Annotated in this window: 24 protein-coding genes and 2 pseudogenes; 18 read left to right on the forward strand and 8 right to left on the reverse strand. The window is 30.1% G+C overall.

Features of this window, described 5'->3' with window-relative positions; translation table 11 throughout:
* Positions 1 to 272, forward strand: a pseudogene (locus tag AJN60_RS00625) (autotransporter outer membrane beta-barrel domain-containing protein); the annotation flags it as partial.
* Between the two features lie 231 nt (positions 273 to 503).
* On the opposite strand, the gene AJN60_RS00630 reads toward AJN60_RS00625, so the two are convergent.
* Together AJN60_RS00630 and AJN60_RS00635 are read right to left on the reverse strand one after the other, a co-directional pair.
* Complete coding sequence (locus AJN60_RS00630) at positions 504 to 1469, reverse strand: DNA polymerase III subunit delta (RefSeq protein WP_070285678.1); 966 nt, start codon at positions 1467 to 1469, stop codon at positions 504 to 506.
* Complete coding sequence (locus AJN60_RS00635; protein ID WP_070285679.1) at positions 1462 to 3396, reverse strand: RNB domain-containing ribonuclease; 1935 nt, start codon at positions 3394 to 3396, stop codon at positions 1462 to 1464. The genes AJN60_RS00630 and AJN60_RS00635 overlap by 8 nt, the downstream gene beginning before the upstream one ends.
* Before the next feature lie 118 nt (positions 3397 to 3514).
* Between AJN60_RS00635 and ilvC the strand changes: the two genes are divergently transcribed.
* From ilvC to AJN60_RS00660, 5 genes are read left to right on the forward strand one after another with little or no spacing between them, the layout of a single operon-like run.
* The gene (gene ilvC, locus AJN60_RS00640; RefSeq protein WP_002871355.1) at positions 3515 to 4537 is read left to right on the forward strand and encodes a ketol-acid reductoisomerase; all 1023 of its coding nucleotides are present in this window, start codon (positions 3515 to 3517) and stop codon (positions 4535 to 4537) included.
* 3 nt (positions 4538 to 4540) lie between these two features.
* Positions 4541 to 5623, forward strand: a complete 1083-nt coding sequence (locus AJN60_RS00645) for a divergent polysaccharide deacetylase family protein (RefSeq protein ID WP_070276223.1) — start codon at positions 4541 to 4543, stop codon at positions 5621 to 5623.
* On the forward strand, positions 5613 to 6386 hold the full coding sequence (locus tag AJN60_RS00650; protein ID WP_070285712.1) for a DNA-processing protein DprA: 774 nt from the start codon (positions 5613 to 5615) through the stop codon (positions 6384 to 6386). Before AJN60_RS00645 ends, AJN60_RS00650 begins: the two co-directional genes overlap by 11 nt.
* On the forward strand, positions 6383 to 6766 hold the full coding sequence (ruvX, locus tag AJN60_RS00655) for a Holliday junction resolvase RuvX (protein WP_070243497.1): 384 nt from the start codon (positions 6383 to 6385) through the stop codon (positions 6764 to 6766). Before AJN60_RS00650 ends, ruvX begins: the two co-directional genes overlap by 4 nt.
* Positions 6767 to 6794: 28 nt before the next feature.
* Positions 6795 to 7634 carry an RsmB/NOP family class I SAM-dependent RNA methyltransferase gene (locus AJN60_RS00660; protein WP_079861543.1) on the forward strand — a complete coding sequence of 280 codons (840 nt, stop codon included), beginning with the start codon at positions 6795 to 6797 and terminating at the stop codon, positions 7632 to 7634.
* Positions 7635 to 7809: 175 nt separating this feature from the next.
* Here AJN60_RS00660 and msrA read toward each other — a convergent pair whose 3' ends face one another.
* The 4 genes from msrA to aspS are packed head-to-tail and all read right to left on the reverse strand — an operon-like array spanning position 7810 to position 11202.
* Entirely contained in the window at positions 7810 to 8307 is a 498-nt protein-coding gene (msrA, locus tag AJN60_RS00665; protein WP_070285681.1) for a peptide-methionine (S)-S-oxide reductase MsrA, read from the reverse strand.
* Positions 8308 to 8347: 40 nt separating this feature from the next.
* Complete coding sequence (gene ppa, locus AJN60_RS00670) at positions 8348 to 8866, reverse strand: inorganic diphosphatase (protein WP_002871349.1); 519 nt, start codon at positions 8864 to 8866, stop codon at positions 8348 to 8350.
* 9 nt (positions 8867 to 8875) lie between these two features.
* Positions 8876 to 9454 carry an adenylate kinase gene (locus AJN60_RS00675; protein ID WP_002855137.1) on the reverse strand — a complete coding sequence of 193 codons (579 nt, stop codon included), beginning with the start codon at positions 9452 to 9454 and terminating at the stop codon, positions 8876 to 8878.
* Complete coding sequence (gene aspS, locus AJN60_RS00680) at positions 9451 to 11202, reverse strand: aspartate--tRNA ligase (protein WP_070285713.1); 1752 nt, start codon at positions 11200 to 11202, stop codon at positions 9451 to 9453. Before aspS ends, AJN60_RS00675 begins: the two co-directional genes overlap by 4 nt.
* Positions 11203 to 11292: 90 nt before the next feature.
* On the opposite strand from aspS, the gene AJN60_RS00685 reads away from it, so the two are divergent.
* The 12 genes from AJN60_RS00685 (at position 11293) to mrdA (ending at position 22068) form a co-directional block, all read left to right on the forward strand.
* Positions 11293 to 12153 (forward strand): NAD(+) kinase, encoded by an 861-nt coding sequence (locus tag AJN60_RS00685; RefSeq protein WP_070285682.1) that lies wholly within the window; start codon positions 11293 to 11295, stop codon positions 12151 to 12153.
* Complete coding sequence (locus AJN60_RS00690; protein WP_070285683.1) at positions 12153 to 13676, forward strand: AAA family ATPase; 1524 nt, start codon at positions 12153 to 12155, stop codon at positions 13674 to 13676. The genes AJN60_RS00685 and AJN60_RS00690 overlap by 1 nt, the downstream gene beginning before the upstream one ends.
* Positions 13677 to 13779: 103 nt before the next feature.
* Entirely contained in the window at positions 13780 to 15024 is a 1245-nt protein-coding gene (gene cbrR, locus AJN60_RS00695; RefSeq protein ID WP_070285684.1) for a bile resistance response regulator CbrR, read from the forward strand.
* The gene (locus AJN60_RS00700) at positions 15015 to 15830 is read left to right on the forward strand and encodes a TatD family hydrolase (RefSeq protein ID WP_070285685.1); all 816 of its coding nucleotides are present in this window, start codon (positions 15015 to 15017) and stop codon (positions 15828 to 15830) included. Before cbrR ends, AJN60_RS00700 begins: the two co-directional genes overlap by 10 nt.
* On the forward strand, positions 15830 to 16948 hold the full coding sequence (locus AJN60_RS00705) for a lytic transglycosylase domain-containing protein (RefSeq protein ID WP_052858977.1): 1119 nt from the start codon (positions 15830 to 15832) through the stop codon (positions 16946 to 16948). Before AJN60_RS00700 ends, AJN60_RS00705 begins: the two co-directional genes overlap by 1 nt.
* Positions 16908 to 17735, forward strand: coding sequence for a septal ring lytic transglycosylase RlpA family protein (locus AJN60_RS00710; protein ID WP_070274940.1), 828 nt, complete (start codon positions 16908 to 16910; stop codon positions 17733 to 17735). The genes AJN60_RS00705 and AJN60_RS00710 overlap by 41 nt, the downstream gene beginning before the upstream one ends.
* A gap of 5 nt (positions 17736 to 17740) precedes the next feature.
* Positions 17741 to 18229: an HAD-IIIA family hydrolase gene (locus AJN60_RS00715; protein ID WP_070285686.1), complete on the forward strand. Its 489-nt coding sequence runs from the start codon at positions 17741 to 17743 to the stop codon at positions 18227 to 18229.
* Entirely contained in the window at positions 18220 to 18735 is a 516-nt protein-coding gene (locus tag AJN60_RS00720) for a hypothetical protein (protein ID WP_070285687.1), read from the forward strand. Before AJN60_RS00715 ends, AJN60_RS00720 begins: the two co-directional genes overlap by 10 nt.
* The gene (locus tag AJN60_RS00725; RefSeq protein ID WP_002871339.1) at positions 18717 to 19178 is read left to right on the forward strand and encodes an LptA/OstA family protein; all 462 of its coding nucleotides are present in this window, start codon (positions 18717 to 18719) and stop codon (positions 19176 to 19178) included. Before AJN60_RS00720 ends, AJN60_RS00725 begins: the two co-directional genes overlap by 19 nt.
* Positions 19175 to 19771: a ribosome biogenesis GTP-binding protein YihA/YsxC gene (yihA, locus tag AJN60_RS00730; protein WP_004305491.1), complete on the forward strand. Its 597-nt coding sequence runs from the start codon at positions 19175 to 19177 to the stop codon at positions 19769 to 19771. Before AJN60_RS00725 ends, yihA begins: the two co-directional genes overlap by 4 nt.
* Entirely contained in the window at positions 19768 to 20262 is a 495-nt protein-coding gene (locus AJN60_RS00735) for a hypothetical protein (protein ID WP_070274111.1), read from the forward strand. Before yihA ends, AJN60_RS00735 begins: the two co-directional genes overlap by 4 nt.
* Positions 20263 to 22068 (forward strand): penicillin-binding protein 2, encoded by a 1806-nt coding sequence (gene mrdA / locus AJN60_RS00740; RefSeq protein ID WP_070285688.1) that lies wholly within the window; start codon positions 20263 to 20265, stop codon positions 22066 to 22068.
* 119 nt (positions 22069 to 22187) lie between these two features.
* Here mrdA and AJN60_RS00745 read toward each other — a convergent pair whose 3' ends face one another.
* Together AJN60_RS00745 and AJN60_RS10125 are read right to left on the reverse strand one after the other, a co-directional pair.
* The gene (locus AJN60_RS00745) at positions 22188 to 23978 is read right to left on the reverse strand and encodes an aminopeptidase P family protein (protein WP_070285689.1); all 1791 of its coding nucleotides are present in this window, start codon (positions 23976 to 23978) and stop codon (positions 22188 to 22190) included.
* A 15-nt stretch (positions 23979 to 23993) separates the two neighbouring features.
* Positions 23994 to 25354 (reverse strand): annotated as a pseudogene (locus AJN60_RS10125) (peptide MFS transporter).
* Positions 25355 to 25401: the final 47 nt, after the last annotated feature.

Below are 25401 nucleotides of genomic sequence, written 5' to 3' on the forward strand. Positions count from 1 at the left end.
TTACTTGGTTTAGAGATTGGTTGCCTAATTTAAAAACTTCAGTAGAACTTGGAGCTAAGTTTAATATCAATCCTAAAGTAGAAGCTGAGGCTAGATTTGGAAATATAAAAGTAAGTGATGAGTTTGATTTACCAAGAATACAAAAATTTGTAAGCACTTCTTTTATCGTTCCTGTTAATGAAGCTTTCTATTTTAGTTTAAACTATAATGGAATGTTTGATAAAGATGGCAATACCCATACAGGATTTGCTCAGTTTAATTATCTTTGGTAATCTTATAAAAGATCATACCTTAGTTTAATTAGTTTACTCTCCTACTTGTTAAAAATTTCATCCTGATAATTTTAAAATTATTAGGATGGATGTTTTTAAGGTTGTTAAACTCTTTTTAGATTACAATCATTCTTTTAAAGTATTTTAAAAACTCAGCTAAGATTAACAATAAATCATTTTAAATTATTTTAAGACGATTAAAAAGAAGTGAAGAGGATTGAAGATTAAAAATTAACTTTTTAAAATCCTTGCAAGTTTAAGTAAATTTGAAATCAAAAATTCTTTTTTTACGAGTTTAGGATTGGTTTTAAGCTCGTATTCGCTTTTAAGTAAAAGAATGAAAATTTCTTTATATTGTTCGATTTTTAAACTAAAGGCTTGAGAGCTTAAATTTTGTCCCACTTGAGGGGGTGGAGTGTAGCCTAAAAGCTCTTTAAAATCAATTTTGCCATTGACTTTAGCATAAAGTGCGATTTTAAATAAACGATAAAAAGAATTATATAAAGAGTTGATTAAAGCAATTTCATTAAAATTATCTAAAATTTTTTCAAGTTCGCTTTTAAAGTCTTGTTTTTTTAAAATTTTATCAAAAAAGCTTTCAAAACTTCCTGTATTTAAACTATAGCAGTATTGTTCTATGGTTTTTTCATCTACTCTTAAACCGCTAAATTTATTAAGTTCGCTTGCAGCAAGATACAAGTTTTCATCAAAACTTGTAAAAAGAGTAAATAAAGCATTTTGAGTGATTTCAACCCTTAGTTGTTTTGCTTTTATGCTTAAAAGCTCCACGCCTTCTTTAGCTCCGTTAGCTTTAAAAAATCTTACAAAATGAGGAGAGAAAATTTTTTCTATGTCACTTTGCTTTGAACTTTCATCATAAAATTCTAAAAGAAAGAAATTGTCCGCATTGTTTTTGCAAAGTTCGACTAAAATTTTAAGATCTTTTATTGGAATTTTTTTAGAGGTTTTAATTTCTAATAATTTTTTTTCGCTAAAAAGCGATCCTGCGCTTAAAAAATCACTCGCACGAGTGAAGTTGTATTCTTCAAAAAAAAGTTTTAAAGTTTCATCGGGTTTATATTTTTCTTTTATAAATTCAGCATAAAGTTCGCTTTGAAAATTATCTGCTCCATAAAGAAAGAAAAAATTAGGTATTGAATCTTTAGAAAGCAGGGTTTGAAGCTCTTTTCTATACATTTTCTTCCTTTATAAGTCTTTGGGTGATTTTAGCATAAATTTTTGCCATAACTATATCCGCTTCCATGATTTGCACTTCAACACTTTCTAGTAAATTTACACGCGTATCATAAAGGATTATATCCGCTCCTTTGATTTCATCATCTAGTTTAGCTATGCAAACTCCATCATTTTGCACAATCAAAGCTTTAAATTTTTTGCCTATATTTTTAGCTGCCCATCTAGTAAATTTTCTATCCATAAAATCAAAAGCAACCTTATCCGCCTCTCTTTCAAGCGTACTAAGACTCTCGCAAGTGTTTTCTATGTTTAAAAGCAGATAATTAAAAAGTTTTTCATCGTTTTTTTGTTTGGCTTTTAAAAGTCTGTGTAAAATAAGATCAGAATACCTTCTTATAGGGCTTGTAAAATGTGAGTATTTATCAAAACCTAAGCCAAAATGTCCCGCATTTACGCTAGAATATTCCGCTTTTTTTTGTGCTTTGATGATGAGTTTATCTACTTCTGCTCTTAAATTTAACTCATCGGCTAAAGCTTGTATGTCGCGTATGAGCTCAGGAAGATTGGGCTTAAAATTTACATCGATGCCTAGTTCGCGTAATTCATTTAAAAGTTTATCGATTTTTCTTACATCAGCACTTAAGTGATTTCTAAAAATACCTATATCTATGAGTTTTGCTGCGGCTTTATTGGCTAAAAGCATACAATCTTCGATCAAATTATGCGAAGGCGTGTCTTTTTCAAAAACTGTGCTTTTTAGACTTAAATTTTCATCTAAATTCATTCTTAATTCTTCGGTGCGAAATTCAAAGGCATTTTTAAGACGCATTTTGCGTAAATTTTTTGTGATTTCAAAAAGCTCATAAAGCCATGAAAGTTCTTTTAAATCAGGTTTTTGTACCAAAATTTCATCAACTTCATCGTAATTAAAACGGCGTTTTGAGTTGATAATACCTTCAAAAAGTTCTTCTTTGATGACTTTATTTTCATGATTGAGCGTGATTTTAAAACAATACGCTAAGCGATCTAAATGAGGTTTTAAAGAACAGATATTTTCACTTAAAGGACGAGGTAACATAGGTATAGCAATATGTGGAAAATAAATAGAAAATCCACGATTTCTTGCTTCTTTATCTATAGCACTATAAGCATAAACATATTCGCTAACATCAGCAATAGCTACATAAATTTCTCGTTTTTGAGTGTCAAAATAAATCGCATCATCAAAATCTTTTGCATGTATAGGATCTATAGTGCAAAAAGGCAGGGCTCTTAAATCCATGCGATTTTCATACATACTCGCATCAACACTATCGCCGTTTGCTAGGGCTTCTTTGATACAAGCGTCGCTAAATTCGTTATTTTTATTAAAAAGAGCTAAGGAGATTTTTTCATCTATACTTTCATCATCAATATGCCCTAAAACTTCTATGATATTGTTATTTTCATTTTCTATTTTTAAAACTGTTCCTAAAGGTAGCGATTTTAAGGATTTTTGAGAAGCTTTTAAGGCAGTGCTTAATCCTGTTTTGATATTCATTCCAAGTACGGCTTCGCCATACCTTTTGGTGATTACTAAAGAGGTTTCATTGGCTATTTTTAGAACCAAAATTACCTTTGCACTAGGGCGTTTTTTCTTTAAAGGTAGAAGTTTTACCGCAACTATATCTTTATAGTTTGCACCTTTTAGGTTTTTGTTTTCTATCAAAAGATCTTTTTTGAAACTTTCATCAAAGCATTGTAAAAAACCTGTGCCTTTGCTCGAAATATCAAGCACCCCAAAGGCAAAACCATTGTTAAGATAGTATTTGTTTTTGTGTTCTTTGATGATGTGATTGGCTAAAAGTTCTCTTAAAATTTGTTTAAATTCATTGCTTACTTCGTGAGAGCCAATGCCATAACTAAGACTGTTTAAAAATTCTTTCACTTTTGATACTTTATGATTTTTTGTAAAATTCTTACATAAAGTTTATAAAAAAAATATGAAATTTATACTTTAATTGCTATAATAATACCTTTAATTTTTGAATTTTTAAGGAGTGAATATGGCTATTACGGTATATTATGATAAAGATTGTGATTTAAATTTAATCAAATCAAAAAAAGTAGCAATTATAGGTTTTGGCTCTCAAGGACACGCTCATGCCATGAATTTAAGGGATAATGGCGTAAATGTAATTATCGGACTTCGCGAAGGTAGTGTAAGTGCTGTTAAAGCAAAAAATGCTGGTTTTGAAGTAATGAGTGTAAGTGAGGCTTCTAAGACAGCAGATGTGATTATGATTTTAGCTCCTGATGAAATTCAAGCAGATATTTTTAATGTCGAAATAAAACCAAATTTAAGTGAAGGTAAGGCTATAGCTTTTGCACACGGTTTTAATATCCACTATGGTCAAATTGTTGTTCCAAAAGGTGTAGATGTTATTATGATAGCACCTAAAGCACCAGGACATACAGTAAGAAATGAATTTACTTTAGGAGGTGGAACTCCTTGCTTGATAGCCATCCATCAAGATGAAAGTAAAAATGCTAAAAATTTAGCCTTAAGTTATGCAAGTGCGATTGGGGGCGGACGCACAGGTATTATAGAAACAACCTTTAAAGCTGAAACAGAAACAGATCTTTTTGGTGAACAAGCCGTGCTTTGTGGTGGACTTAGTGCTTTGATTCAAGCAGGTTTTGAGACTTTAGTTGAAGCAGGTTATGAACCTGAAATGGCTTATTTTGAGTGTTTGCATGAAATGAAACTCATTGTGGATTTGATTTATCAAGGTGGTATTGCAGATATGCGTTATTCTATCTCAAATACTGCAGAATACGGCGATTACATCACAGGGCCAAAGATTATTACTGAAGAGACTAAAAAAGCGATGAAAGGTGTTTTAAAAGATATACAAAATGGTGTTTTTGCAAAAGATTTTATCTTAGAACGCCGTGCAGGTTTTGCTAGAATGCATGCAGAACGCAAAAATATGAATGATTCTTTGATAGAAAAAACAGGGCGTAATTTGCGCGCTATGATGCCTTGGATCAGTGCTAAAAAATTAGTAGATAAAGATAAGAACTAAACATTGTCAAAGAAAAAATTAGTTCAAATTCAGCGTTATTTAATCATAGCTATACTTTTTTTACTTTGTATAGCTTTAGCTTTGGGAATTTTAGTAAAATATCAAAATTCCCAAGATGTTTCTTCTGCTAAGCCGGATTATTTTGTTGATAAACAAGAAGATTTAATTTCATCAAACAAAGATCATTACGAAATTGGTATTTTTCAAGAGAGTGAGTTTGATAATAATAAATCTGTAAGTATTTTAGAGCAAAAAATTCAAGAAATTGATGATTTAAATACAAGTTTAAATGAGCAAAATTTAAGCAGTGTGGAGCAGAATTTAAGTTTAGAACAAAATCAGAGTTTAGAGCAAAATTTTATTCCAAAAGATATAAATTTAACCCAAGATCAAAATTTAACTTTTGATGAAGATATTCATTTAAATAAAATTTCTAAAAAACCAAAACTTGCTATTATTATCGATGATATGGCAAATGCAAGTCAGGTTAGAGGTTTAAAAGCTTTAAATTTAAAGTTAAATCCTTCTTTTTTTCCGCCAGATAAAAACCATAGCGAAACGCCAAAACTTGCTTTAAAATTTGATTTTTATATGGTGCATTTACCTTTAGCAGCGATTAATTACAATAAACCCGAGCTTGATACTTTAAATCCAAATGATAGCAAAGAAAGAATTTTTAAAAAAATCAAGCAAATTAAAAAAGATTTTAAGGATTTAAGATATATCAATAATCACACAGGAAGTTTATTTACAAGCAATGAAGAAGCTATGAGAAAGCTTTACGAGGCTTTAAAAAATCAAAATATATTTTTTGTAGATTCTAAAACTATAGGAAATTCTAAGGCAAATAAAATCGCTAAAGAACTCAGTATGCCTTATATACAAAGAGATGTGTTTTTGGATAATGAAGATGATGTTAATTATGTTAAAAAACAACTTCAAAGCGCAGTAAAACTTGCACAAAAAAAAGGTTTTGTTATAGCCATAGGACATCCTAGGAAAAATACTTTTAAAGCCTTAGAGCAAAGTAAGGATTTGTTAAAAGGCGTTGATCTTGTGTATTTGAGTGAAATTTATGGCAAGTGAAATTTTGCCTGATGAATTTTTGAAACTTTTTAAAGATTTAAAAAAGCCTCCTAAAAAATTACACTACAAAGGAAATTTATCTTTATTAAGACAAGATAAAATCGCTATTATAGGTTCAAGGCGTATGAGTGTTTATACGAAAAATTGTGTTTTTTCCTTAGTGAGTATGCTTAAAAATACCCATCTTTGCGTGGTAAGTGGCGGTGCTTTGGGTGTGGATATCACTGCAAGTATGGCAGCTATGCCAAATACTATAGGTATTTTTGCTAATGGTTTAGATCAAATTTATCCAAGAACTAATGAAAAAATCATTAAACAAATTTATGAAAACGCTTTAGCTTTAAGCGAATACGAAGATGATTATTTGCCAAAAAATTATGACTTTTTACTAAGAAACCGTTTGGTTATTGCTTTAAGCAAGGCTGTTGTGGTTGCACAAGCAGATATAAAAAGTGGTTCTATGCAAAGTGCAAGGCTTGCTTTAGAGCTTAATAAGCCTTTATATGTTTTACCGCAAAGACTAGGAGAAAGCACAGGGACTAATTTACTTTTAAAGGAAAATAAAGCAAAGTTAATCTGTGATTTTAAAGAATTTGTAAGTGAGTTTGCAAGTATAGATATAAATCAAGATGAATTTTTAGAGTTTTGTAAAAAAGGTGTGAGTGTTGATGAGGCTTTAAAAATTTATGGACAAAAAGTTTATGAATACGAACTTGAGGGAAAAATTTCCATAGAAGGGCTTTTTATAAGGGTTTTAGTATGAGAGCTTTGGCTTTAGATGTAGGTTTAAAACGCATAGGTGTAGCGCTTTGCGTAGATAAAAAGATCGCTTTACCTTTAGATGCAGTTTTAAGAAAAAATCGCAATCAAGCCGCTAATGAAATCAAAAATTTACTTAAAATACATGAAATTTCTTTACTCATTGTAGGCATTCCTAAGGGTGGGTCAAGTGAAGAAGAAATGACAAGACGCATTAAGCATTTTGTTTCTTTGCTTGAATTTGATAAAGAAATTTGCTTTGTAGATGAAAGCGGAACAAGTAAAGAAGCTTTAGAATACGGCGTAGCAAATACACGCAAAAAAGATGGTAAATTAGACTCTTTGGCTGCTTTTATCATGATAAAGGATTATTTTGCTCTCTAGAATAGAAAAACTTTATACCAAAGATGAAATGCAAAATATTTTATCTTCTTTTACTCAAGAAAAAAATGTTTGCGTATTTGCAAATACTTTAAAAATTAGCACTGAAGAATTAGAAAAAGAATTTTTAAAACAAAATTTAAAATTTAAAAAGATTAATGCTTATTGTTATTTGTTTGACGCCAAAGATAAAGCCATCTTAAGTTCTATGAAAGCTTTTAATGAGGCGTACTTTTATATACAAAATTATTCTTCTTATTTGTGTGCTTTAAATTTAGAGGTCAAAGCAGGGCAAAGTGTTCTTGATATGTGTGCAGCTCCGGGTGGCAAAAGTATCAATCTTGCAAATTTTATGCAAAATACAGGTTATTTAGCTTGCAATGAGATGAGTAGGGATAGATTTTTTATTTTGCAAAAAAATCTTAAAAATTACGGCGTGAATGCTAAAGTTTTTATGAAAGATGGTAAAAATATAGGCAATTTATGTCCTTTAAAATTTGATAAAATCTTACTCGATGCGCCTTGTTCAACTTTTGCTAAAATAGGTTTTGATTTAGAAAAAAGTTATAAAGAAATCAAAAATATTGCAAAAACTCAAAAAAAACTTCTACATTCTGCTTTAAAGGCATTAAAAATAGGTGGAGAGCTTGTATATAGTACTTGCACCTTTACCAAGGAAGAAAATGAAGAAGTGATAGAGAATGCTTTAAAAAGCGAGTTTAAATTAGATCTTTTAGATATTGATTTGGAAAATGTTGAGGCTAAAGCAGGGCAAAGTGAAGAATTTGCTGAAATTTCAAAATGCAGACGGATTTTACCAAGCTTAGACTATGATGGATTTTTTATAGCTAAGCTTAGGAAATTATGTTAATTAATAAAATTATTCACATTTAAATACTAATTCATAAAAAAACTTAAAAAACAATAAATAATTTTTTCTTTATTTTAAAGCTTAAAGTTCTATTTTTAACTACTTTGAAAAGAAAATCACAGCGTGAAAAGGCTGTGAATAAAGTTGAAATTTTTTTAACCTTAAAAAGATGAAATTAGTCTGATTGTATTTTTTGCAGTTTTGGAGCTATTACAGCTTGACAATATCCTTGATTGGGATTATTTGTAAAATAATGTTGATGATAGTTTTCAGCTTTGTAGTAAGTTTGCAATCTTGAAATTTTAGTAACTATTTTTTTGCTTAATATTTTTTGCTGTTCTTCGATGAAATTTTGAGCTAAAATTTTATCTTCTTCATTTTCGTAAAAGATTATTGAGCGATATTGTATACCAATATCTCCACCTTGTTTATCTATACTTGTTGGATCATGAATTTTAAAAAAGAGTGTTAAGATTTCAAGAAGAGAGATTTGTTTTTCATCATAATTTATTTTGACAACTTCTATGTTGCCATCACCATTGCACACGCTTTCATAGCTAGGATTTGGATTTCCTCCGCTATATCCAACTTCAGTATCGATTACACCTTTTAGGCGTTCAAATACAGCTTCAACACACCAAAAACAACCACCACCTAAAACGATATTTTTCATTGTGAGTTTTCCTTGAGTTTAGCCCTTTGAAGGGCTAGGATTATTTGTAGTTTTTGATTGCTTTTTCTAAAATTTCAATTGCAGCTTTTTCATCTTTGAAATCTTGTACTTTAACCCATTTGTTTGGCTCTAAAATTTTATAAGTTTCAAAGAAATTTTTGATTTTATTTAAAGTTGCTTGTGGTAAATCTGTGTAAGTTTTTATATTATCATATCTTGCATCTATTTTTGAATTTGGAACCGCAAGAAGTTTTTCATCCATTCCGCTTTCATCTTCCATGATTAAAACACCGATTAAGCGACAAGGAATCACAGCTCCAGCTTGGATAGGATATTCATTAAGTACTAAAATATCCACAGGATCACCATCATCAGCCAAAGTATTGGCAATAAAACCATAGTTTGCTGGGTAAAACATCGCGCTAGCCATAACGCGGTCTACCATGATAGCACCACTATCTTTATCGATTTCATATTTTATGTTTGAGCCGTATGGAATTTCGATTACGGCATTGATTTTATTTGGAATATCTCCGATTTTGATTTTGCTTAAATCCATTTTTTCTCCTTATATACTTTGAATTTTTTTAATCAGTTCTTTCATATCTGCGACGATAGGTTCGATAGTGCGCTCTCCATCGATAATAAAATGAAGTTTTTTCTTTTGATAAAAATCTAAAATTTCATTTAAAGGTTCTGTATAAACTTTCATTCTATTGTAAAACACTTCTTCATTATCATCTGCACCACGATTTCTGCCTAGAACTCTTTCTTTGGCAACTTCTTCGCTTACTCTTACTTCTATGACACCTTTAAGACAAATTTCATTTTGCTCACTTAAAACCTTGTCAAATTCCATCATTTGTTCTACGCTTCTTGGATAGCCATCGATGATGATAGTTTTAGTTGGAGCAGCTTTTAGTGCGCAAACTATAGTATTTACAACAACATCTAAAGGAACAAGATTGCCTTTGGAGATAAAACTATCTATAGTTTTTCCAAGCTCACTCCCACTTGCTACTTCAGCTCTTAAAAGATCTCCTGTTGAATAGTGTGTAATATTTGTCGCATCTGCTTGTGCGATTAAACTAGCATCGGTAGTTTTTCCACTACCTGGTGCACCTATGATTAAAAACAATTCTTTCATTTTATATTCTCCCTTAGTTTGATTCCTAATTCTCTCATTGCTTCATTATTAGCAGGCGATGGTGCATCTGTCATTAAGCATTGTGCTCTTTGGGTTTTTGGAAAGGCTATAACCTCTCTTATGCTGTTTGCCCCTGTAACTAGCATGATGAGTCTATCAAGTCCTATAGCGATACCTCCATGTGGTGGAGCACCAAAACTTAAAGCATCAAGTAAGAAACCAAATTTTTCTTTTTGTTGTTCTTCATCGATATTTAAAAGTTTAAATACTTTTTGCTGAATATCGTTTTTATGGATTCTTATACTACCTCCACCTAGCTCAACGCCGTTTAGTACTACATCATAAGCGATAGATGAAATTTCTTCTAAATCAGTCTCATCGATATTTTTTGGCATGGTAAAAGGATGGTGCATCGCAGAATAACTTCCGTCATCATTTTGCTCAAACATAGGAAAATCAACAACCCATAAGAATTCTAAGGCATTTGGATCTATAAGATTTAACTCGTTAGCTAAGAAAATTCTAAATCTTCCCATATAATCAAGCACGGTTTTTTTAGCTCCTGCACCGAAAAATACCACATCTCCTATTTCAAGTTCACAGCGTTTGCTGAGTTCATTTAAATCTTCTTCGCTAAAGAATTTGCAAAGTGGACCTTTAAGTCCATCTTCTTTAACTTGTATGAAAGCCAAACCCTGAGCGCCAAATTTACGCACAAATTCTTCAAATCTTTGCATTTGTCTTTTTGAAAAAATAGTATCGCCTTTTGGAACGCGTATGGCTTTGATGCGATTTTTCTTTGTATCTTTGGCGATATTTGCAAAAATTTCATTATTTGACTTAGCGAAAATATCAATAACATCAATAAATTTAAGATCAAATCTTAAATCCGGCTTATCAGAGCCATAATTCTCCATAGCTTCTTTGTATTGCATTTGTCTAAAAGGGGTTTGAATTTCTTTGCCGCAAGCTTTGAAAATATCTTTTAAAAAAGTTTCAGCTACATTGATCACATCTTTTTGTTCGCAAAAACTCATTTCAACATCAATTTGTGTGAATTCAGGTTGGCGATCAGCTCTTAAATCTTCATCTCTAAAACATTTTGCGATTTGAAAATAACGATCAAAACCGCTACACATTAAAAGTTGTTTGAAAAGCTGAGGGCTTTGTGGAAGAGCATAAAATTCACCCTGATGCACACGAGAAGGCACGAGATAATCTCTTGCACCTTCGGGAGTAGCTTTGGTAAGAATAGGGGTTTCAACTTCTAAAAATCCCATATTTGCCAAAGAATTTCTAGCTGCTATACAAGCTTTAGAACGCAGGGCAAAATTTTCATAAAGTTTAGGATTTCTTAAATCTAAAAAGCGATATTTTAAACGTAATTCTTCATTTACACTTTCATCAGCGATGGCAAAAGGAGGCACGGCGCTTTCATTTTCTATGGTAAGTTTAGAAACAACTACTTCGATTTCTCCTGTTTTTAATTTAGGATTTAAAAGTCCTTCACCACGCGGACGAATAGTACCTTCTGCAATAAGTACAAATTCATTTCTTGCATTGGAAGCGATTTCATGGGCTTCTTTGCTATCATTTGGATCGCAAACAAGTTGGATAATACCACTTCTATCTCTTAAATCTATAAAAATAACTCCACCATGATCGCGGTAGCTATTTACCCAACCGCAAAGTTTAACGCTTTGACCAACATGGGAAATTCCCAAGTCTGTATTATAATGACTTCGCAAATTTATTCCTTGAAAAAGATTTTTTAAGATAATGAGCAAAATTATAGTATTTTTATTCTTTTGCTTTGCTAAGATTTGATATAATTTTTTATGCAAAATAAAATAGATCATAAGAATATTAAAAAAATTGGACTTGTTACGCGACCCAATGTGAGTTTAGATAAGGAAATTTTAAAACTTCAATCGATTTTATCTATATATAAAGTTGAACTTGTTTTGTTTAAAGAAAGTTCTGAAATTTTAAATTTGCCAAAGTATGGATTGGATGATTTGTTTAAAATATCTGATTTTGTTATTTCTTTAGGTGGAGATGGAACTTTGATTTCTTTATGCCGTAAAGCTTGTGAATATGATAAAGCAGTTTTAGGAATTCATGCTGGACATTTAGGTTTTTTAACAGATTTTAAAGTTGATGAAGCTGAAAATTTTTTTCAAGCTTTTTTTCAAGGAGAATTTAGAATAGAAAAGCCTTATTTGTTAAGTGTTTTTTTAGAAGATAAGCAAGGAAAAATTTTAGAAAAATTGGCTTTTAATGATGTGGTTATCAGTAAAAATAATCAAGCATCTATGGCTCATATAGAAGTTTTTAGAAAAGAAAAGAAATTTAATGAATATTTTGGAGATGGGCTTATTGTTGCAACTCCTGCGGGTTCAACAGCTTATAATTTAAGTGCAAATGGACCCATAGTTTATACTTTAGCTCAAGCTTTTATCTTAACTCCTGTTTGTTCTCATTCTTTAACACAACGCCCTATTGTCTTGCCAAAAGGTTTTGAAATAGAGATTATGGCAAAGGATTGCGTACTTTGTATTGATGGGCAAGAAAATTATAAAATGAATGATTTTAAAAGTATAAAAGTGGGTTTAAGTGATAAAAATGTGGCTTTAATTCACCCAAAAAATAGGGATTATTTTCAAATTTTAAAAGAAAAATTACACTGGGGAAATTGATGATAAATAGAATTTTTATGAAAGAAAATCTTGGTTTTAAAAAGGCTGAGCTTGAAATTTCTAAAGGGCTTACCGTTTTTACAGGGCTAAGTGGAGCTGGAAAATCGGTCTTGTTTAAAGGAATTTTATCCGCATTTTCTTTGAGTGAAAGTGAGGCTAAAATTGTCGAAATAGAGCTAGATGATAAGTTAGATTTAGAAAGTTTTGGCATAGAAAGTGAAGAGGAGAATGTTTTTAAGCTTTTAAAAGAAAAAAACACAAAATATTTTATTAACAATCAAAGCATAGCGAAAAAAAGTTTGCAAAATTTAAGTAAAACTTTTATTAAGTATTTAAGCGCAAAGGAAAATAACGAATTTGGAAATGAAAAATTTTTAAATCTCTTAGATGCCTTGGAAATGCAAGAAAATACAAATTTTGTTTCCTTTTTGGAAGATTTTAAAAAAGATTTTAATGCTTATAGTCAAATTTCTAATGAGCTTAATGCAATTTTAGAAGAAGAAAAAAAAGTAGAAGAATTAAAAGAATTAGCTAGAGTGCAAATTGAAAAAATTTCAAGCATTAATCCTAAAATAGGTGAGTATGAAGAGCTTTTAATACTTAAAAAGAAGCTTTCTAAAAAAGATAAATTAGAAGAAGCTTGGAGTAAGGCAGAGCGTATTTTTGAGCTTGAAAAAGTTGTTATTGAAGCTTTAAATTTAAGCGAAGTTGATGCGAGTTTTTTTAGTGAATGTTTAAATGAATTACGCGTGATTTGTGAAAATCAAAAAATGGAAGATTTGGATTTTGATGTGGAGACACTTTTAGATCGCATTGAAAATTTATCCTATCTCATCAAGCGTTATGAAAGCATAGAAAATGCTTTAGAAGTTTTAAAACAAAAAAAACATGAACTAGAACATTATGAAAATTTAAGTTTTGAAAAAAAAGAACTTGAAAAAAAATTTCAAGAATCAAAACAAAAATTAGAAGAAAAAGCACAAATTTTAACTCAAACAAGAAAGAAAAACCTTAGAAAATTAGAAAAATGTTTAAATAATTATCTTAAAGAACTTTATATGAAAGATGCAAGTTTGACGCTTAAAGAAAGTGGAAAAATTTCAATTTTAGGCAAAGATGAGATGATGCTAGATATTAATTTAGCTCATTTAAAAAATTTAAGTTCAGGTGAATTAAATCGCTTAAGACTTGCTTTTATAGCCACAGAATGTAAAATTTTAAATGCAGGTAAAGGGATATTATTTTTAGATGAAATCGATGCAAATTTAAGTGGAAAAGAGGCTATGAGTATAGCTAAGGTTTTAGAGGAGCTTTCTAAGTTTTATCAAATTTTTGCTATTTCTCATTTACCCCAACTTTCATCTAAGGCGCATAATCATTTTTTGGTTGAAAAAAATGGTGAAGAAAGTAAGGTAAAAAAGCTTGATCAAAAAGAAAGAATTAAAGAGCTTGCTAGGATGGTAAGTGGAGAGCTTGTTAGTGATGAAGCAATCGAATTTGCTAAGACCTTGTTTAAGAATTAAGCGGATTTTTTATTTTACTATGTTAGAATATATAACTATAAAATTTCCTTTCTTTTGAAACAAATATATTAAAAATTTTAGGTATAAAGGTATTTTACACACTATGAATAAGAAAATTTTAATTATTGATGATAATAAAATGCTCGGCAAACTTTTAGCTAAAAAAATTCAAATGACTTTAGATTATGAGGTAGATATTGCTTTTGGTTTTGCTGAAGCTAAGGGATTAATGAATAATGATTATTTTTTAGCTTTTGTGGATTTATGTTTGCCAGATGCCCCAAATGGTGAAGTTGTGGATTATGTTATAGAAAAGAAAATTCCTGCTATTGTTCTTACGGCTAGTGGTGATAAAGCTACTAAAGAAAAATTTATGGATAAAGATATATTAGATTATATTTTTAAAGAAAGTGAAACTTGCATTGATGAGATTATTAGTTCTATTATAAAACTTAATCAATATGCAAAAACTAAAGTGATTTTAGCTATGAGCAAGCTACCCGAGCGTAATGAAATTAAAAAAATACTTACTCAAAGACAATTTAATGTTTTAGCTGCAGCTCATGGTGAAGAAGCAATGAGTTATTTAAATGATAATAATGATGTTAAGCTTATTATAGCAGATGTCAATATGCCAGTAATTAGCGGTTTTGAGCTTTTAACTCAAGTAAGAGAACGTTTTAGTGATGATGAATTAGGTGTGATTCTTTTGGGGGATCATAATGATTCATTTGAAGCGAATTCTTTTAAAAATGGAGTTAATGAGTATTTGTTCAAGCCTTTAAGCAAAGAAAGTTTTAATTGTCGCTTAGATCGTTGTTTATCTTACATGGATGATAAAAAATTTTTAAGCACTTATAATGTTTTAGATCCTGTATCTGGGGTTAAAAATTATAATGCTTTAATCGATGGAATAGATGATTATTTTAACGAAATAGCGACAAAAGACGAGGAATTTGCTTTTGCTTTCTTAGATATAGATAATCTTCAAATGATTAACGATGAATACGGCCGTGAAGTTGGTGATGAAGTAATTAAAATCTGTGCTAATGAAATAGTTAATGAAACTAAAGGGAGAGATCTTGTAGGTAGATATAGTGCAGAAAAAATTTGTATTTTACTTAAAAATATATCCCAAGAAAGAGCGATTAAAATCTTTTCTCGTATACGAGTAAATATAAAAAAGGCTGGTGTTTTGGTTAATTTAGATGAAATCTTTTTTACAGCTTCTATAGGCGTGGTTTTTGGAAAAAATGGAGATAAGATTGATTCTTTGGTTGATAAAGCAAGTAAAATATTGTCTCAAGCAAAAGATAATGGCAAGGATAGAGTTGAAGTATGTTCTTAAATCTTGATTTTCAAGATGGTTTAAGGATTGTTGATACGCATTGCCATCTAGACAGTGAAGCATTTAAAGATGATTTAGATGAAACTTTAAATCGTGCTTTTAAAAATGGTATAGAGAAAATCATCATACCTGGTGCTGATATAAAAGATTTACCCTATGCAGCTACAATTGCTCATAAATATAAAAATATTTTTTTTGCAGCAGGGGTGCATCCTTATGAAATTGATAATTATGATGAGAAAATTTTAAGGCAGTATTTATGCGATGAAAAGTGTGTAGCTGTAGGTGAATGTGGGCTTGATTATTTTCGTTTTAAAAGTGATCTTGCTGAAGAAATTCAAAAAGAAAAAGAAAATCAAAAAAAGATTTTTATCGCACAGCTTGAACTTGCTATTGAATTTAAAAAACCTGTTATCATCCACTCAAGAGAAGCAAATCATGATACTTATGAGATTTTACATGGGTATTCTAAGGATCTTGTAGGAGGAGTTTTACACTGCTTTAATGCAAGCGAACATTTGCTAACTCTTTTTAAAGAGGGATTTTATTTTGGTATTGGAGGAGTTTTAACTTTTAAAAATGCTAAGAAATTAGTTGAAATTTTACCTAAAATTCCAAAAGATAGACTGCTACTTGAAACTGATGCTCCATATCTTACTCCAGAGCCTTATCGCGGTAAAAGAAATGAACCTTTGTTAACTCAATTTGTAGCAAACAAAATGTGTGAAGTATTGAAATTATCAAGAAAAGAGCTTTTAGAAATTTGTTTTAATAATTCTGAAAAATTATTTTTTAAAGGTTATTGATGAAAAAAATTTTATTGTGTTTTTTAATATGTTTTAATTTTCTTTTTGCACAAATTAATACTCCTGAATTTTATGAAAGACAAATGAATGTTTTAAGAAATTTGGATATTAATCCAAGTTTTATTAGTGATTTGATTTTTGTGCAAACTCAACAAGATATAAAATCAAAACACGCTCAAACTTTAATAGATAGTATGCAAAATTTTTCAAAAGTTACTCCTATGATAAGAAAAATTTTAGCCCAGCAGGAAGTTCCTGATGAGATTTTGTATCTAGCTATGGTTGAATCAGGCTTGAAAACTCATAGTGTTTCTAATGCCAAGGCTGTAGGGGTTTGGCAATTTATGCAACCAACAGCTAGAAATTTGGGTTTAAGAATCGATGCTTATGTTGATGAAAGGCGTGATCCGGTCAAATCAACTTATGCCGCTACAAATTATTTAAAAGAGTTAAAAGAAGAATTTGGCAAATGGTATTTAGCGCTTTTAGCTTATAATTGTGGAAATGGTAAACTAAGACAAGCTATCAAGCAAGCAGGAAGTGATGATTTAAGTGTTTTATTGAACCCTGATAAGAAATATCTTTCTTTAGAAACTAGAAATTTTATAAGAAAAATTTTAACGCTTGCTTTTTTAGCCAATGATAGGGATTTTTTACTAGATAAAGATGCGTCTTTAATGAATTATGCTTTAAGCAACGAATTCGCAAAAGTTGATGTGCCTTCTTCTGCATCTTTAAAAGAAATAGCTAAAAATTTAAATATGGATCTTGCAACTTTTAAGAAATATAATCCACAATTTAAACATAATTTTACGCCTCCTGGTAAAGGGTATTATATGTATATACCACTTAATAAAGTAGCATTTTTTGATAAAAATTTTAAAGCAGAAAAACTTGCGAAGGTTGATACAACTATACCTATGACAAGAACTTATATTGTTAAGTCTGGTGACTCTTTATATAAAATAGCAAAAAATTATAATATAAGTGTTGATGAAATTCGAGAATTCAATAAAATAGCAAAAAATCATCTTAGTATTAATCAAAAATTAATTATACCAATCAAGGAGAATAAAAATGCAAATAAAAACAATTACACTAAAGTTGTCAGCCGTTAGTTTAGGGGCTTTATTTTTTAGTGGTTGTTTAGGCACTAGTTTTTTTTCTAGCTTGGATAATGCTCAAGTGTATTATCCTTCAAATGATTTTAAAAGCAGTCCTAGTTCTTCAGGGACTAAAGGAACGATGAAGCCTTATACTATCAATGGTAAAACTTATTATCCTACTGTTGTAGCAGTAGGCGAAACTGCTGATGGTATTGCGAGTTGGTATGGGCCAGGCTTTCACGGCAAGAAAACCTCTAATGGCGAAACCTATAATCAAAATGCTTTAACCGCGGCTCATAAAACTTTACCTATGAATACCATCTTAAAAGTAACCAATCTAAATAACAATCGTCAAGTTACCGTTCGTGTGAATGATAGAGGTCCTTTTGTGAATAATCGTATTATAGATTTATCAAAAGGAGCTGCTAGTCAAATTGATATGATTGCTTCAGGAACAGCTCCAGTAAGGCTTGAGGTTATAGGGTTTGGATCAAGTAATTCGGGTAATAATATTGTACATTCTAATGTAAACTATGGAAATAGTGGAGAGATTGCAAATAATGGACAAATTTATGAAGGTGGAAATTTCATGGTTCAAATTGGAGCCTTTAAAAACCCAGCTGGGGCACAAACGATAGCAGCAAAATATAAAACTTATAGAACTTATAGCTCTACTATACGCACAAGCTCAGTGGATGGATTAAATCGCGTTTTCTTAACAGGCTTTAGAAGTGAAGATGAAGCAAGGGATTTTGCTGCAAGTGGTGCATTTGCAGGTGCATTTGTTGTAAGAGAGTAGAAATTATGACAGAATTGATTTTTTTGGATGTAGATGGCTGTTTAACTGATGGGAAGATTATTTATACTTCTAATGGAGAATTTATTAAAGAATTTGATGTAAAAGATGGAGCGGCTATCGAGGCTTGGCTAAAGCTTGGTAAAAAAATTGCTATTATTACAGGTAGAAATTGTCCTTGTGTTGAAAAAAGAGCTAAAGATTTAAAAATAGAAATTTTATATCAAGGCATCAAGGATAAGTTAGCTTGTGCAAAAGAAATTTTACAAAAACTTCATTTAGATTTTTCTCAGTGTGCGGCTATTGGAGATTATTTTAACGATAAGGCTTTGCTTGAAAGTGTAGGACTTAGTTTTAAGCCAAAAGATGGTCATAAAAATTTAAATGTAGACATAGTGCTTAGCAAAAAAGGTGGTAAGGCTGCTGTAGCACAGATGATAGAAATTTTAGTAGAAAAAAATCATCTAGAAGAAGAATGGAATAAGCTTTGGCTATAAAAATTTTTGGAATTTTAATTGCTCTTTTTACAATTACTTTTACGATTTTAAGTTTGCAAGATCCATATTCTTTGAATTTGCAAACTAATGCTTTAAATTTTAAAAATATTGAGGCTAAAAATTTGAAAGCTTATGAGAGTAATACTAGTACAATTAAGGCATATTATAAGGCAAATTCTTGGGTGAGATATGCAGATAGAGATGAATTTAATGATTTTATTACTTTAAATTTAGATTTTAATCTTAGTGCAAATCGTTTAGAGTTTTTCAATAAAGATATGAGCAAGGTTTTATTTGAAGGAAATGTTACTTATATAGGTACTAATAATGTCAAAATTATTTCTCAAGAGGTAGAATACCAACCTAAGGATAAAATTTTATATACAAATACTGATTTTAAAGCTCTAATTAATGGAAGTATTATTAATGGAAATACTTTAAACTATGATGTAAAAAACAAAATTTTAAATATCCAAGGAGTAAACGCGTGGTTGCAAGACAAATAATTTTATTGTTAGCTTGTGTAAGTGTAACTTGGGCAACTCAAATTGAAGTAAAAGCTTTAAATTTTTATTCAGATGAAAATAAGGGTGAAAGTATTCTTAGTGGAAATGTAGAAGTAATTAGGGGTGATGATATTTTAAATTCTGAAAAATTGATTATTTATACGGATAAAAATCGCAAACCTATTCGTTATGAAGCAATGCAAAATGCTACGTTTAAGATTGTTTTAAAGGGTAAAACTTATAAAGGTAGTGGAGATAAATTTATTTATAATGTTATTAAAGATACTTACGAGATTAATGGTCATGCTTATATAAATGAGCTTGGAAGTAATCAAAAACTTTTTGGTGATAAAATAATAGTCGATAGAAAAGCTAATATTTATCGAGTGGAGAGTAAGGATCAAAAACCTGCTCGTTTTGTGTTTGATCTTAAAGACAAATGATAATTAGTGCTAAATTTATCACTTCTTTAGTGAAATTTGATGAGAAATTGAGCTCAAATTTTAGTGAAGTAGCATTTTTGGGGCGTTCCAATGTCGGAAAAAGTTCTTTAATCAATTCTTTGTGTAAACAAAAAAATTTAGCCAAAAGTTCGGCAACTCCTGGAAAAACTCAGCTTATAAATTTTTTCCAAGTAACTTGCAAAAGAAATGAAGAAAAATTTAATATCAATTTTATCGATTTACCAGGGTTTGGTTATGCAAAGGTTTCTAAAAATTTAAAAGCAATATGGAATCAAAACTTAGATGAATTTTTAAAATTAAGAACCTCGATAAAGTTATTTATACATTTAATCGACTCAAGACATACTCATTTAGAGATCGATGTAAATTTAAATGACTATTTGAAAAGATTTTTACGACCTGATCAAAAAATTTTAAAAGTTTTTACCAAATGCGATAAATTAAATCAAAGTGAAAAAGCTAAGTTAAAAAATGAATTTAAAGATTCTATTTTAGTTTCAAATTTGAATAAAATTGGCCTTGATTCTTTAGAAGATATTATTATCAATCAAACTTTAGGTCTTGATAAATGAGAAGAAATTTAAGTGCTTATAAAGCAAAATTTAATGGATCTTATGTCTTTTTAGGATTTTTTTTTCTAATTTATCAGATTCTTGGTTCGACTTTTGTATATACTCCGTTACTTTATGGGATTTTTTTCTGTTATATGTTTTGCTTGCTAGAAGAGAGAGAAAGGACTTTTTCAAAGCTTGATTTTAGATGGTATTTTTCTTTATTTTTTTTATTTTTTACTGATATAACTTATAATTTTTTTATTTTTTCATCTTGGCTGGCGTTTTTTATTTTTTATTATCTTTGTGCGGATTGGATTAAGACAAATTTAAAAATTGGTAAATTTATCCCTGTTGTTTTTGTGCTTTGTGCTTACGGCATTATTTTGTTTTTGGATATGATATTGTCTTATATTGGAGATGAAAAAATTAAAATTTTAGGATGGGCGTATATTGTTTCAGTTTTTATAGAATGTTGTTTAGCTTATGTGTTTTTTAAAGGCAAAATTTAAATGAGAATGCGTTTAGTTGTTGGATTTATACTATTGTTTTTTATATTTTTATTAAGTCGTGTGTATTATTTGAGTATAAAATCAAATGTATATTATGAAGAACTTGCTAAACAAAATGCCATAAAAACTGAATTTTTAGCACCTGTTAGGGGTCAAATTACAGATAGAAATGGAACTTTATTGGCTATTAATGATTTGGGTTTTAGTATTTCTATTAAACCTTATTTAAGTATTAAAAAGTCAAATAAAGGAATTCTAGATAAAGAACTATCTGAACTTGCAAATTTATTTCATGATTTAAATGCTAGTAAATTAGCAGAAATTTATAAGAGAAATGATTCTTACTATAATCAAGATTTTATTAAAGTTGTAGATTTTATACCCTACGATGAGATTATTCCGCATTATTCAGAGTTAAATCTTAATAAAACAATAAAAATAGATCCTGTTGTAAAAAGAAAATATCCTTTTGGAAAATTGGCTTCGCATATTATTGGGTATGTAGGTAAGGCAAATTTGCAAGATGTTCAAGAAAATGAAATAGCAAAACTTTCTAACTATACGGGAAAAAGCGGTATAGAACGCTATTATAATGATATTTTACAAGGAGAAAAAGGAACTAGGGTTTATAAGGTTAATGCCTTAAATCAAGAAGTAGAACAGCTTTCTTACACTCCTGCTATGTCTAATGATATAGAACTTACGATAGATATAGAGCTTCAGTCTTATTTAACTTCATTGTTTGAAGGGAATGCTGGAGCTGCTATAATTATGAATGTAAATGATGGATCTATTTTAGCTGCAGGGAGTTTCCCTGAATATGATCTTAATCCTTTTGTAACAGGGATTTCTTTTAAGGATTGGGATGAGCTTTCAAATAGTCTTGATCATCCTTTTACAAATAAACTTATAAATGGATATTATCCTCCAGGTTCTGTTGTAAAAATGGGAGTAGGGCTTTCTTTTTTAAATTCTAAAAATATTAGCCCGTCGACTCAATATGTTTGCAATGGAAGCATTGAGCTTGGAGGCAGGTTTTTTAGATGTTGGAATCGATCGGGCCATGGACCTGTGGATTTAAAACATGCGATAAAATATAGTTGTGATGTTTATTTTTATAATGGCAGTTTGCAAGTTGGAATCGATCAAATAAGTGAAACTTTATCTCGCATTGGTTTTGGAGCGAAAACAGGGGTAGATTTACCTAGTGAATTTGTAGGGACTTTACCTAGCAAAGAATGGAAGATGCAAAGATATAGACAATCTTGGTTTCAAGGTGATACTTTAAATACAGCTATAGGTCAAGGTAATTTTCTTGCAACACCTATGCAAATTGCTAGATATACAGCTCAAATCGCAAAAGGTGGAGAGGTTATACCTCATTTTTTAAAAAGTATAGAAAATAATAATACAACTATAGAAAATCAAATGGATGAAAATAAAAAAGAAATTTTTACTTTATTTGAAAAGAGTCAATTGCCTTATATAAGAGATGCAATGTATGCTGTTGCCAATGAGCAAGGAGGAACCTCTTATCGTTATTTGCATAATCTTGATGTGAAAGTTGCAGCAAAAACAGGAACTGCTCAGGTTGTGGGATTTTCACAAACAGATAAAAATAGGGTCGATGAAAAACAATTTGAGTATTATACTAGATCTCATACGTGGCTTACTTCTTATGCTCCTTATTCTAAGCCAAAATATGTAGTTACCGTTCTTTTGGAGCATGGTGGGAGAAATATTACTTCAGGGGCAACTGTAGCTAAAATTTATCAAAAAATGATTGATCTTGGATATTTTAAATAATTTTTAGTTGTAAATTGAGTTTTTCAAAAAAACTTTTTTAGCAATTGGTTTAAAAATCTTGTATTAAATAAATTATAAGTTTAATACAAGGAAAATTTATCTATATTAACAAAAGTATCTTAAAAGATGGCTTTTGTTCTTTTTTCAAGCCAAACTAGAGCTTTTGGATAATCATCTAGCTTAGGAGAAAGTTTTTCAAATACTTCTTTGTGATAATTGTTTAACCATTCTTTTTCTTTTTCATCTAACATTTTTATATCAATACAAGATATTTCAAAAGGACAAAGGGTAACAGGTTTAAAGTATAAAAACTCTCCAAAATCTTTATTTTTAGGATTTTCTACTTTGGTATGAATAACTAAATTTTCAAGTCTTATGCCCCATTTACCTACTTTATAAATACCTGGCTCTATGGAGGTTAGCATACCTTCTTTGGCTTTTGTTTTTTCAAGCACAGGGGATAAATAAGATAAAACTTGTGGACCTTCATGGACATTTAAAAAATATCCCACGCCATGTCCTGTGCCATGTATATAGTCAATTTGTTCTTTCCATAAAGGTACGCGTGTGATTGCATCAAGTAGAGGCATAGCTATATCTTTTGGAAAAATTGCACTGGAAATGGCAATATGTGCTTTTAAAACCAAGGTATAGTCATGAATTTGTTCCGCATTAGCCTTTCCTATAGGTACAACGCGTGTAATATCTGTTGTGCCGTTTTTATATTGTCCACCAGAATCAATAAGTAAAAGCCCATCTTTTTTAAGATAAGCAAAACTCTCTTTTGTGGCTTTATAATGTGGATATGCTGCATTTTCGTTAAAGCCTGCTATAGTGGCAAAACTATCACTTATGTAGTACTTGCTTTGTGCTCTAAATTCGCTTGCTTTAACATCTATGTCTAATTCGCTTATTAATTCTTTATTTTCTATTGCTTCTTCAAGCCAAGCAAAAAATTTACATAAAGCCACTCCATCTTCTATCATAGCATCTTGTATATGCGCTATTTCTTTTGTATTTTTAGCTGCTTTTAAGTGAGTGCTTGGATTAATTTCTTGAATGATTTTTACGCTTTTGTCTAAAGAATTTATGAGTAAAGCGGTCATTTTTGAAGGTTCAATAAGCAAATTTGTATTTGCAAGTTTTTCAAGCTCCATGATGATTTCATCATAATTTTTAAGCCAAAACCCATCTAAATTTAATTTTTTTTCAAGTTCTGAATTTACTTTTTTCTGATCAACAAAAAGCAAAGCTTTGTCTTCCAAGATTAGCAAATGACTTAAAAATACAGGATTATAATTTACATCATTCCCTCTTAAATTTGTAAGCCAAGCTATATCATCAAGGCTGGAGATTAAATGAGAAGTAGCATTTAAATTTTTCATTTTTTGACGCACTAATGCTAATTTTTCTTTTCTTGAGTAAGAGCAGTATTCTAGTTCGTGTTCATAAATTTTTTCTTGTGGTAAAGTGGGACGATCTTTCCAAAGTGGACTTATCAAATCTATATGTTTTAAATTTGCCTTGCAATTAATCTGTAAATCTTTTTGTAAAGATAAAGGTAAAAGTGCAAAATCGATGCCTAAAATTTGATCTTCGCTTAAATTTTTTTCCAACCATTTGGTAAAAGTATTTTTAGCATCTTGCTTTTGTAAAAGTATACCGCTACCTTCTAATTCCTTTTGTGCTTGAAGCCAATATCTTCCATCTACCCACAAAAAGCCCTCTTCTTGTGTGATAAGAACTGTTCCAACAGAACCCTTAAAGCCACTGATAAAGATTCTATTTTTGTAATATTCTGGTAAATATTCGCTCAAATGCGGATCTGCACTTAAGATGAGATAGGCGTCAATATTATTTTCTTTCATTAATCTTCTAAGTTCTAATACTCTTTGTTTGTAAATACTCATATTTTCTCCTTAATATTAATTTTTTAGTATTTTATTGATAGGTTTTTTGAGTATAAGTAAAATTATAACAGCACCAAGTAATATCCACATATATTGGTAAAATAAATTTGGCAAATAAGCTATATTTTCTTCACTTGCTTTACCACCTATGAATCCAGCTAAAGCATTGCCTAATGCACTTGCTACAAACCAAAGTCCCATGACTTGATTTTCGATTAAATCAGGGGTAATCTCAGCCATTATAGAGAGTCCAATAGGAGACATGCATAGTTCCACAAGTGTTAAAAGAATATACTTATAATAATCCAAGCCATGGATATTGGTAAACCATTGTTGCTTATTAGACTTTGTGAAGCAAAGGTCATTATCATAAAACCAATACCGGCAAATAATATTTCTAAAGTAAATTTTCCAATGGAAGAAAAATATATATTTTTTTCTCTAAAAATATCTAAATATAACTTGCTATAGGAGTAAGTATGATGATAAAAATTGGATTAAAAGATTGAAACCAGTTTGTTGGAATTTTCTATCAAAAATATTTCTATTTGTAAAATCTTGCGTAAAAAAGATTATTTTGTCAAAAGTACTCCAAAAAAGTGGCTGCAAAGAATAAAACAATTAAAATTGTTAATTGTTATTTTAAGGCTTTAAAAACAAAAAGATATATGAAATAAATTTACCAAACATAGCAAAAAGTTTTTTTGATAGTATCATGAGATTAATATCTATAAGATTAATAAAAATTAGAAAAAATCCAATAATACTTAACAGGCTTATACTTTAGCATAAGAGTTAAATTTTTACTTTTTTAAATGGTTGTTCCCAGTTTTGCTTTAAGGTACAATTTTTATGAAATTCTTCAAGCTCAGGGATAGCTTTAAAATATAAAATAAGCAAAGAGATTAGCATATCTACCCCCCCCCTATGCAAAATCCTAAATGATAATTCCATTTTGCTTGAACAAAACCACATATAAGAGGAGCAATGAATGCTCCAATGTTAATTCCTATTATAAAAAATCGTATAGCCAGTATCACATCTTGTATCATTTTGTTTGTATAACATTCCAACTGTTACAGAAGCGCTAGTTTTAAAAAATCCACGATAAAAGTAAGCCCTAAGAAAAACATAGGTGTGCTTAAAATAGATAAGGCTATGCTAATATGTCCTAAAGCTATAATAAAAGAACCTAAAAATAAAGCCTTTTTTGCCCTAAATAATTATCAGTAATCCAGCCTCCAGAAAGTGCTGCTAAATACAAGCATCCTGCAAAAATGCCATAAATTGCCGAGGCGTATTCAGTACTTATTCCAAGTCCACCTTTGCTTATGGTTGTTGCCATAAAAAGCAAATCTTTCCCAAAGTTCTACCATTGATAGAGAGAATAAAGGCTTGGGATGACCTAGGAAATTTGTATTAA

It is taken from the genome of Campylobacter sp. BCW_4323, from assembly GCF_001763115.1.
Taxonomy (GTDB): domain Bacteria; phylum Campylobacterota; class Campylobacteria; order Campylobacterales; family Campylobacteraceae; genus Campylobacter_D; species Campylobacter_D jejuni.